The following is a 10450-nucleotide window of genomic DNA, read 5'->3' on the forward strand; positions in this document are numbered from 1 at the left end:
GCCGGAGGCCCCCGCCCGATCGATTGATCGGGCGGGGGCCTCCGGCGTTCGATCAGGCCAGCGCGCCGAGGTCGTTGGCGTCCGTCCAGCCGCTGTACATCACCAGGTGCCGGTCGGCCGTGACGGCCCACAGGTCCGGCTTGCCGTCGCCGTCCGCGTCGCCCGAGCTCCCGAGCGTCGGGTAGGCGGCCACGGTGAAGCCGGTGGCGACGACGTCCGCCTTCGGGTCGGCGAGCGAGGAGAAGTCGAAGGTGCCGTCGGCCTTCTTCGGGATCGGGTAGGCGTGCAGCTCCCCGGTGGCCCGGTCGCGCGCCCAGAGGGCCAGGTTGCCGGCGGCGTCGGGGCCGGGGGCGATCAGGTCGTAGCCGTTCCAGGCGCCGGAGGTGGTGAGCTTGGTGACCTTGTCGAAACCGGAGGCGACCCCGTTGAGCAGCCAGAGGTTCCCGCCCTCCAGCGTCAGCAGCGACGGCGAGGTGCCGTCGGTCACCGGACCGAGAGCGACGAGCTGATCGGTCTTGGACCAGTCGGCGGCGAAGCCGGCCGGGCAGGACGAGTTCGGGTCGAAGCGGTCGCCGCACACGCGGTCGCTCGAAACCATGGAGCCCTTGGTCATGGCCCCGTAGTCGAAGTTCCGGTAGACGGTGAGGTAGGCGTCGCCCGGCTTGTGGATGAACAGGTCGTCCGAGGACGGCGCGTGGAAGTCGTCCCAGCCCCGGTGGGCGACCTGGTAGGGCGCCCAACTCTGCCCGGCAGGAGATCGGTTGGCCGAGATGACGGTGGTCGGCGTGGTGTCGGTCGCGTTGACCGGGAGGTACTGCAGGTTGCCCTGCGCGTCCGGCAGCACGATGTCCGCGATGCCGTCCCCGTCGACGTCGCCGAGGGTCTGCGGCGGATTCGGGTTCGACGGGGCGTAGAAGGTGTAGGTCGTCCGGCCGACGTTGCCCGCTGCGTCGATCACGTTGACGACGAGGTTGTCGGTACCCCAGTCGAGGATCTTGAGGTCGATCTTCGCCGTGCCGTCGGCGTCCGGCTCGACGGCTCCCGGCGAGCTGCAGTCGCTCGCGGCGTACGTCCAGCCGTACTGGAAGCAGGCGACGCCGGAGGACTCGCCGCCGGCCGGCGTCGGGTCGGCGCCCTTGAGGACGAACGTCCCCGTCTGCCCCGCGTACTTGGCCGGTTTGCCGCCCGTGCCGGTCGCCGGGAAGTCCGGCGAGGAGACCGTGACGGTCGGGTCCGTGGCGTCGATCGTGAAGTGGCAGTCCGCCGACGGCGCGGAGAGCTGCGTGCCCTGCAGCGCCCAGGCGTGCCAGGCGTAGCTGTGACCGTCCACCAGGCCGGGGACGTGGAGGCCGGCGCTCGGCCGGCCGTAGGTCTGGGCGTCGCCGGTGAACACCGGGTCCTCCGCGCCCGTGGTCACGTCCCAGACACTGAAGCGGACCCCGCTGCCGGTGACCTTCGCGTCGAGCGCCGGTCCGTCGATGGACCGTCCGAGCCAGGTCGGATCGGCGGTCGAGTTGCAGTCGGCGGTGCGGTAGCCCGTCCCCTGGCCGGTGCCGAGGACGGCCGGCGCGGTGTCGGCGGCCGCCGTCGGCGCGGCGAGCAGGCCCGCGGCCACGGCGAACGCCGCGCCCGCCCCCAGCCGCCGGGCATGCGTGTGCTTCATCAAGTTTCCCCACCCTGGAACGATTTCGTGATCGAGCGGTGAGGATCTTGCCAGTGCGCACCGACAGCGGCAACGGGGATTTCTCAGTCGGTGACCGGGGTGCGGCGGGTGGCGCGCAGGCCGCGGAGGCCGATGGTGCCGACGGCGATGCCGAGGCAGAAGGAGGTGACGGCGAGGAGGAGGTGGATCCAGAAGAAGGCGGTGGGCTGGGAGTGGTCGCCGTTGACGAAGGCCTGGCCGCCGGAGTCCTTCCACAGGTTCTTGACGAAGGTCGTCCAGATGATGACCGACCAGACGCCGAAGGCGGTCAGGAACCAGGAGGTGCGGCGGCTGAGCTTCATGCGGGGTCCTCGGCGGCGGTGTGGAGGCGGTGTGCACCCCCAGTATGCGCGGGCTGCCGATCGGCGTACGGCGGGCCCCTCCTGCGGAGGACCTTGCCGGTGTGGCGCACGGCCGGGGTCCCGAGTGGGTACGGTCGGCGGGTGATCGCACGTCCTCGCAAACTCGCGCACCTGTTCGCCGCCACCGCGGTGCTGCCGGCCCTGTTCGTCGCCCCGGCGGCGGCCGCGGCCCCCTCCGCCCCGGCTCCGCCGGCCGTGGTCGGGGGCGACCGGCTCGGCCAGTCCGGGGTCCAGGTCTCGCCGATGACCGGTGCCCCGGCACTCCCGGGAGATCTGACCGGTCAGTCCTGGATAGTCTCCGACGCCACGTCGGGAGAGGTGCTGGCGTCCTACAACCCGCATCTGCGGCTGCCGCCGGCCAGCACCCTGAAGATCCTCTTCGCGGACACCGTGCTGCCCAAGTTCGACCGCAACGCCGTCCACCGGGTCGCGGACGAGGAGATCCTGGGGATCGGGGCGGGCAGCAGCCTGGTCGGCATCAAGGAGAACCTGGACTACCGGGTCGAGGACCTGTGGCGCGGGGTGTTCCTCAGCTCGGGCAACGACGCCGTGCACGTCCTCGCGCACATGAACGGCGGCATCCAGCAGACCGTCGCCGAGATGCAGTCGCGCGCGGACGCCCTCCAGGCGCGGGACACCAAGGTGATCTCCCCGGACGGCTACGACATGGACGGCCAGGTCTCCTCGGCCTACGACCTGTCCCTGTTCGCCCGGGCCGGCCTGCGCAACGCGGACTTCCGGGGGTACTGCGCCACCCGGGACGCGATGTTCCCGGGCGCCGTGGACAAGAACACCGGCCAGCGCGGCAGCTTCGGCATCGCCAACACCGACCGGCTGCTGGGCAAGTACCCCGGCCTGATCGGGGTGAAGAACGGCACCACCACCAATGCGGGCTCGACCTTCGTCGGCGCCGCCGAGCGCGGCGGCCGCACGCTGCTGGTGACGGTGATGCACCCGGCGTCGTACCAGAAGGTCTACGACGAGACGGCCGCGCTGCTGGACTGGGGCTTCGCGGCGGCCGGGAAGGTCCAGCCGGTCGGCAGGCTCGTGGACGAGCAGCAGCCCGGCGCCGAGCAGCCGGCCGGCCAGGCGGGCGGCACCGCCGGGACGCCCGCGCCGCCGCCGCACCCGTCGCCGTCCGCGTCCTCGGCCTCGGCCGCCGGCGGGAAGGACGGGGACGACGGGTTCGGCATCGGCGGGTGGCTCGCGATCGTTGTCGGGGCGGTGGCCGGTGCCGGGGCCCTGGTGGTGCTCAAGCGCCGTACGGCCCGCCCCACGACCGGAGACTGACGGAAGGTCACGTACGGACGGCCCGGCCTCACACGAGGGGCCGGGCCGCCTCCAGCTCCGCCTCGTCCGCCGCCGCCAGCAGCGCCCGCCCGTGCTCGCGGGTCCGCTCCAGGGCGGCGGCCGGGTCGGCCAGCGCCGTCCAGGCGACGCAGTACATCAGCAGACGGCAGACGAAGTTCATCCAGAGCAGCAGCGCCACCGGCACGCCGAAGGCGCCGTACAGGCTCTTCCCGGCGACCGAGCCGAGGTAGGACGCGAGCAGGATCTTCAGCAGCTCGAAGCCGACCGCGCCGATCAGCGCGCCCTGCAGGACGTCGCGTCGGCGCTGGCCGTGGACCCCGGGGAACGGCGCGAGCAGGTAGGCGAACAGCAGGGTGTCGCAGGCGACCGCTATGACGAGGCCGACCCCGGTGAGCAGGTAGCCGTTGTGCAGGCCGATCGCGTCGGCGATCCGCCCGGCGAGCGTCGTGCCCGCGGTGGAGGCGCCCAGCGAGACCAGCGACACCAGGCCGAGGCCGGCGAGCACCACGCAGTCCCGCGCCTTGCGCAGGATCGCGTTGCCGTCCTCCGCGGGCAGCTGCCAGACGTCCCGGATCGAGGTGCGCATGGTGTCCACCCAGCCCAGGCCGGACACCAGCAGCAGCGCCCCGCTGACCAGCCCGACGGCGCCCGCGTTGGACACCAGGGACGGCAGGTTGAGCGCGTCGGAGATGCCCGGCAGCTGGTCGGCGATGCGCTTCTGGAGGTCGGCGACCCGGGTGTCGCTGAAGGTCGCGGCGGCGATCGCCAGGGCCACGGTCAGCAGCGGGAACAGCGCGAGGAAACCGAAGAAGGTGACCGCGCCGGCCAGCCGGTTGCCGCGGGCGGCGGTGAAGTGCTCGTACACCCGGTACGGGCGGCTGCGCAGCACCCGGGCGACGGGCGGGCCGATGACCGGAAGGCGGGTCAGGAAGTCCACGCGACCGGTTATACCGGCCCGTCCCCCGAATGGCCGTCAGGCTCGACCTTCGGCGGGCGGGTTCAGCGCCCGACCAACCGCCGGGCCCGGGCGAGCGCGCGGACGGCCTGGTACGCGCCGTAACGGCCGTGGCCGAGCAGTTCGGTGCGCACCCCGTCCACCCCGGGGGGCGGGCGGTAGCCGGCCGGGCGCAGCCGGGCGCAGTGCTCGGCGGCGCGGCGGAAGTACTCGCGGCGGTCGCCGGGCGGGACCCGGCCGGGCTTGGCGACCACGGTGTTGAGGTGGTGCAGCATCTTGCCGTAGACGACCGGGCGCCAGTGGTCGAGGTCGGGCCGGCGGTCGAGGAAGGCGAAGACCAGGTCGTACTGGGCGAAGACGTCGAAGTGCTTGCGGCTGGCGGTGGCCAGGATGTTGCCGCCCTCCTGGCGCTGGCGGTAGTGCACGCCGATGCGGTCGAGCAGGGTGATGCTCGCGGCGGCGAGGAGCGCCGGGTACGTCCAGGGGGTGTCCTCGTAGTAGCCGGCCGGGAAGACCAGCTGTTGCTCGGCGATGAACCCGCGGCGGTAGGCCTTGTTCCAGACGACCTGGAGCAGGTCGAGCAGGTCGGGGCGGGCGGCGAGGTCGAAGACGTCGGGGGAGGCGGCGCCGAAGACGTGGGCGGAGGCGGCGCGGGTGATCCGGCCGTCGACGTAGGTGCGGGCGTAGTCGTAGACCAGGACGTCCGGGTCGCCGGTGGCGGCGAGCCGGTCGTCGACGGCGGCGAGCAGGTCCGGGGTGAGGGTGTCGTCGCTGTCGAGGAAGATCACGTACTCGCCGGTGGCGACCTCCAGGCCGGCGTTGCGGGCGCGGCCGAGGCCGACGTTCTCCGGCAGGTGCAGCACCCGGACGCGGGGGTCCGCGGCGGCGGCCTCGTCGAGCATCGCGCCGCAGCGGTCCGGGGAGCGGTCGTCCACCGCGATCAGCTCGAAGTCGGGCCCGTCCTGGCCGAGGACCGAGTCGAGGCACTCGGTGAGGTAGTCCTGGACCTGGTACACGGGGACGATCACGCTGAAGCGGGGCACGGGCCCCAGCGTAGTGGGCCCCCGGAGGCGGCTTGGCCCGGACGGTAGGATCGCGGTGCACGTACGCACCGATTCAAAAGTGCGGCCAGACCCCGACCCGGGCTGCCACGCTGATTCCCGAGAAAGGCCTGCGTAGCCGATGGCTCCCCGCCTCTCCATCGTCGTTCCGATCTACAACGTCGAGCGCTACCTCGTCGAGTGCCTCGACTCGATCGCCGCCCAGACCTTCGCCGACTTCGAGTGCGTGATGGTCGACGACGGTTCGAAGGACGGCAGCGCGGCACTCGCCGAGGCCTACGCCGCCAAGGACTCGCGGTTCCGCCTGGTCCGCCAGGTGAACAAGGGCCTCGGCGCGGCCCGCAACACGGGCATCCGGCACATCGACCCGGACTCCGAGTTCCTGTGCTTCGTGGACAGCGACGACTCGATGCCGCCGAGCGCGTACGAGCTCATGATCAACACGCTGGACGAGACCGGCTCCGACTTCGCCACCGGCAACGTGCTGCGCTTCCGCGCGGTCGGCTACTACCAGTCCGGCGGCCACTCGAAGCCGTTCCGGGAGACCAGGCTCAAGACGCACATCACCGAGATCCCGGCGCTGGTCACCGACCGCACCGCGTGGAACAAGGTGTACCGGCGCTCCTTCTTCGACGCGGCCGGCCTGCTGTACCCCGAGGGCATCCTGTACGAGGACGCCCCGGTCAGCGTGCCGCACCACTACCTCGCCAAGAGCGTGGACGTGCTCGCCGAGCCGATCTACCACTGGCGCGAGCGCGAGGTCGGCGAGATGTCGATCACGCAGATGCGCACCAACCCCAAGGGCCTCGTCGACCGCGTCACCTCGGTCGAGCTGGTCCGCGGCTGGCTGAAGAAGCAGACCGAGCCGCGCTTCGCCCAGTACCTGCACTCCTACGACGAGAACACCCTCGTCGAGGAGATCCCGATGTTCTTCTGGTCCGTCGTGGACGGCGACAAGGAGTACCGGGACGCCTACATCAAGAACGTCAGCCGGCTGCTGCGGTCGATCGGCCCCGAGCAGGTCCGCAAGCTGCGCGCGCCGCTGCGGCTCAAGTACCACCTGACCCTCCAGGGCCGGATCGACGAGTTCGTCGAGCAGATCAAGTACGAGGGCGAGAGCAACGGCGGCGTCCAGGCCCGCGGCCTGCTGCGCCCGTACGCCGACTACCCGTTCCTGCGCGGCGGCCGCAAGAGCGTCCCGTCCGGCGTCCTGAAGCTGGACAACTCGCTGGTCATGCGCAGCCGGCTGTACGAGACGGCGTGGGTCGGCGGCAGGCTGGAGCTGACCGGGCACGCGTACCCGGAGCAGCTGGGCGCGGCCGGCAAGCACGACATGGTCCGCACCCTGGTGCTGCGCGAGACCAAGGGCCGCCGGGTCGTCGCCGTGCCGATGAAGACCCAGTACAGCCCCGAGGCCACCGCGAGCTGCCACCACGACCTCTACAACTGCGACTGGGCGGGCTTCACCGTCGTCGTCGACCCGAAGAAGCTCAAGCACCGCGGCCAGTGGAAGGACGGCCACTGGCGCGTCCTGGTCGCCGGCGCGGGCAAGGGCGGCGTCTACAAGGGCCGCGTCTCGGCCGGCTGGAGCGACACCGCCGAGTACATCCCGACGCACTGGGTCGAGCCGGACGTGCGGATCGTGCCCTGGGTGCGGGACAACCACGTCTACCTGAAGGTGGAGAACGTCCGGGCCCGGGTGACCGGCCTGGCCGTGCACGCCGGCCGGGTGGAGGTCTCGGGCGCGGCCCGCTCCGGCGCGAGCTTCGCCGGGGCCCGGCTGCGGCTCACCCACGTCGAGTCCGACCGCGAGCTGGCCTTCCCCCTGGAGCTGGGCGCGCCGGTCGGCACGCTGCAGCCGTTCACCGTCTCCTTCGCCGCGGCCGAGCTGACCGCCGTCCGCGAGGCCTGGGCCGAGCTGGACCCGGCAGCCGACGAGCGCGCCCGCGACCGCTGGGACACCGCGCTGCTGCTCGCCGACGGCACCGCCGTGCCCGTGGTCTGGGACGAGCGCAACGCGCCCGAGCAGCTGCACGTCGTCCTCAACCCGCAGGCCCCGGCCGCGGAGCGCCGCGCGCTCTACTCCAAGCCCTCCCCCGCGGGCAACCTGCAGTTCTCCGACCAGCTGCTCCAGCCGATCGTGGACGAGGTCGCCTCGCGCGGCGCCGACGGCTTCCTGCTGAGCGGCTCCTTCCCGCTGCCCGGCTCGCACCGCTGGGAGCTGGTCGTCCGCCACGGCTGGCGCGAGGAGGAGCACGTCTACCCGGTGGAGATCACCGACGGCCGCTTCCGCACCGCGCTGCCGGCCGTGCCGACCGCCTCCTTCGCCGGGCGCGTGCCGCTCGCCCAGGGCACCTGGGACGTCTTCTTCCGTCCGGTCGGCGCCCCGGTCGACGAGGCCGCGACCAAGCACGCGCTGATCTCGCCGGACTGCTTCGCCACCCTGCCGCTGGAGGTGGAGTCCCGCGGCAAGCGGATAGTGCTGGAGCGCCGCCACCACGACGGCCTGTCGCTGGAGTCGCACTCGGCCCTGCTGCCCGAGGAGCGCAGCGGCTACCGTCAGCGCCAGCTGCGCACGGCCGACTACCCGGCCGCCCGCCGGCACCCGGTGCGCGAGACCGTCCTGTACAACGTCGGCCTCGGCGGCCTCTACGCGGACTCCCCGCGGGCTATCCACGAGGAGCTCGTCCGCCGCGGCCTGCCGCTGGAGCACCTGTGGGGCAGCGACGACCTCCAGGCCGACCTGCCGCAGACCGCGCAGGCGATCCGGCTGTGGAGCCCGGAGTGGTTCGAGGCGCTGGCGACCGCCAAGTACATCGTCACCAGCACCCACCTGCCCGACTTCTTCGTCCGCCGCCCCGGCCAGGTCGTCGTGCAGACCTGGCTCGGCACGCCGCTGAAGCAGATCGGCATGGACTTCGAGAAGGTCTGGTTCACCGACTCCAACTACCTGAAGGGCCTCGCCAAGGAGGTCCCGAACTGGAACCTGCTGGTGGCCGGCAACAGCTGGGCGGCCCCGGTCCTCAAGCGCGCCTTCGACTACAAGGGCGAGATCCTGGAGAGCGGTTCGCCCCGCAACGACCTCCTTTTCGCCCCGGACCGCGAGAAGACCGCCGAGCAGGTCCGCGAGCGCCTCGGTCTGCCCGAGGGCAAGAAGGTCGTGCTCTACGCACCGACCTGGCGCGAGGACCGTCGCCGGCCCAACGGCGGCTACCAGATCGACCTGCGGATCGACCTGGAGGCGGCCCGCGCCGCGCTCGGCGACGACCAGGTGCTGCTGGTGCGCCGGCACAGCATGATGTGCGGCCAGATCCCGGACGCCGGCAACGGCTACGTCTGGGACGTCGGCAGCTACCCCGACATGGCGGAGCTGCTGCTCATCGCCGACGTGCTGGTCACCGACTACTCGGCCGCGGTCTTCGACTTCGCGGCGACGGGCAAGCCGGTGCTGTTCTTCACGTACGACCTGGAGCACTACCGGGACAACCTGCGCGGTTTCAGCCTGGACTTCGAGTCGGAGGTGCCCGGCCCGCTGCTGGCCACCTCCGCCGAACTGGTCTCCGCGCTCGGCCGGGTGGACGAGGTCGCCGCCGAATACGCCGACAAGGCCGCCGCGTTCCGTGAGGCCTACTGCGACCTGGACGACGGCAAGGCCTCCGCCCGCGTCGTCGATGCCATGCTCCGAAAGGAGTAATTTTTCCTCGAAGGTTCCGAGGCGTCCGGCGCGATTCCGCGGCGGACGCCTCGGCATTTCTGAAAGTCCCCTGAGAGCGACCCCGCCTTTACGCCCACATTGCACTCGAACTGGCGTTTCGTCGGCAAATTTCTCAGGAAATTCTACGAACCGTACAGTTGACCCCGGGTGTCGTCCCGGTATGGGATGTCAATTCGGCTGTCATCGTTCCGGCTCCCGCCGGTCGGCAGCCCCCCCGGCCCAGCACGACGGCCGGGTTCCCGTCCCCGGAGGGCTCCACCCGAAATGCCAGTGCTCACACGGCTCGTCCTGCCGCATGCCGACCCCCGTGTGACGACCGCACTGCCCACCGGCTCCGACGACGCCGTCTTCGGCCTGCTGCGCGCCCGCTGGACCGGCCGCGGCCTGGAACTCACCGGCTTCGCCCGCCCCGAGGACCAGGACACCGGCCGGGCCGGCTCCGCCTGGACCTGGCTCACCCTGCGCCACCCCGAGGACGCGCAGCCGCCCGTCCACGTCCGCTCCAGGCCGCGGCGCCTGCCCGAGGTCACCGACGACAGTGCCCAGCCCGAGCACAACCACGACTGGTCCGGCTTCACCGCCGTGATCGAGCCCGGCCGGCTGCGCCGCGGCGGCCAGTGGCTGCTCGGCGACTGGCAGATCGAGACCACGCTCTTCACCCGCCCCCGCCCCGCCCGGCTGCGCCGCCAGTACGGCACGCTCGCCCCACACTGGTGCGGCTCGGGCGAGTACCCGCCGGCCCGCTGGGTCGACCGCGACGTGCGCCTCCAGCCGCACTTCGCCGACGGCCGGCTGCGCCTGCTGCTGGAACGCCCCGGCGTCCGCCTCACCCACGCCACGTCCGCCGACGGGGGCCTCGACCTGCGCGGCACCGCCGACCACTGCCCGTCCGGCACCGTGCTGCGGCTGCGCCACCGGCAGAGCGACGCCGTCGTCGAACAGCCCGTCACCCGGACCGGCAACGCCTTCGCCGTCCACCTGCCCTACCGGCCGTTCACCGCCGACGGGCGCGGCACCGAGGACCTGGAGCACTGGGACGCCGAACTGCTCCGCCCCGACGGCACCACCGAGCAGCTCGTCGTGGACGAGCGCGGCGGCCCGGTGGCCGGCCAGCACCGGCTGCCCGCCACCGCCGACCGGGCGCTCTACCTCAAGCACCTCGCCGACGGGCGGCTCCAGGTCTGCGTCCAGCCCGCGGCCGGCCTGATCGACCGGATCGCCGTCAAGGCCGGCGGCTTCGAACTCGCCGGGCACTGCCCCGACCCGGCCGCCGGACGGCTGGAGCTCGTGCTGCGGCACACCGGCACGGACGGCGAGGTCCGCCGCCCGGGCGAGGCCGGCGCC

6 protein-coding genes and 1 pseudogene are annotated in these 10450 nt (G+C 72.4%); 3 read left to right on the forward strand and 4 right to left on the reverse strand.

The features are described from left to right. Positions 1 to 52 precede the first annotated feature (52 nt). Both AB0O00_RS02430 and AB0O00_RS02435 read right to left on the reverse strand, forming a co-directional pair. Positions 53 to 1663, reverse strand: coding sequence for a hypothetical protein (locus AB0O00_RS02430; RefSeq protein WP_363648248.1), 1611 nt, complete (start codon positions 1661 to 1663; stop codon positions 53 to 55). Between the two features lie 83 nt (positions 1664 to 1746). Next, positions 1747 to 2004, reverse strand: coding sequence for a hypothetical protein (locus AB0O00_RS02435; RefSeq protein ID WP_363648249.1), 258 nt, complete (start codon positions 2002 to 2004; stop codon positions 1747 to 1749). Between the two features lie 141 nt (positions 2005 to 2145). On the opposite strand from AB0O00_RS02435, the gene AB0O00_RS02440 reads away from it, so the two are divergent. Beyond that, a complete protein-coding gene (locus AB0O00_RS02440; protein ID WP_363648250.1) occupies positions 2146 to 3354 on the forward strand; it encodes a D-alanyl-D-alanine carboxypeptidase in 1209 nt (402 codons plus the stop codon). A 28-nt stretch (positions 3355 to 3382) separates the two neighbouring features. Here AB0O00_RS02440 and AB0O00_RS02445 read toward each other — a convergent pair whose 3' ends face one another. Beyond that, on the reverse strand, positions 3383 to 4312 hold the full coding sequence (locus AB0O00_RS02445; RefSeq protein WP_363648251.1) for a YihY/virulence factor BrkB family protein: 930 nt from the start codon (positions 4310 to 4312) through the stop codon (positions 3383 to 3385). A 62-nt stretch (positions 4313 to 4374) separates the two neighbouring features. Continuing rightward, positions 4375 to 5373: a glycosyltransferase family 2 protein gene (locus AB0O00_RS02450; RefSeq protein ID WP_363648252.1), complete on the reverse strand. Its 999-nt coding sequence runs from the start codon at positions 5371 to 5373 to the stop codon at positions 4375 to 4377. Between the two features lie 139 nt (positions 5374 to 5512). Between AB0O00_RS02450 and AB0O00_RS02455 the strand changes: the two genes are divergently transcribed. Both AB0O00_RS02455 and AB0O00_RS02460 read left to right on the forward strand, forming a co-directional pair. Beyond that, positions 5513 to 9085, forward strand: a complete 3573-nt coding sequence (locus AB0O00_RS02455) for a CDP-glycerol glycerophosphotransferase family protein (protein WP_363648253.1) — start codon at positions 5513 to 5515, stop codon at positions 9083 to 9085. A 330-nt stretch (positions 9086 to 9415) separates the two neighbouring features. Continuing rightward, positions 9416 to 10450, forward strand: a pseudogene (locus AB0O00_RS02460) (hypothetical protein); the annotation flags it as partial.

This window comes from Kitasatospora sp. NPDC093558 (assembly GCF_040683475.1).
GTDB lineage: Bacteria > Actinomycetota > Actinomycetes > Streptomycetales > Streptomycetaceae > Kitasatospora.

Coding starts and splice junctions, on each gene's coding strand:
- AB0O00_RS02430 (WP_363648248.1), bottom strand. CDS start 1,663: ATGAAGCACACGCATGCCCGGCGGCTGGGGGCGGGCGCGGCGTTCGCC.
- AB0O00_RS02435 (WP_363648249.1), bottom strand. CDS start 2,004: ATGAAGCTCAGCCGCCGCACCTCCTGGTTCCTGACCGCCTTCGGCGTC.
- AB0O00_RS02455 (WP_363648253.1), top strand. CDS start 5,513: ATGGCTCCCCGCCTCTCCATCGTCGTTCCGATCTACAACGTCGAGCGC.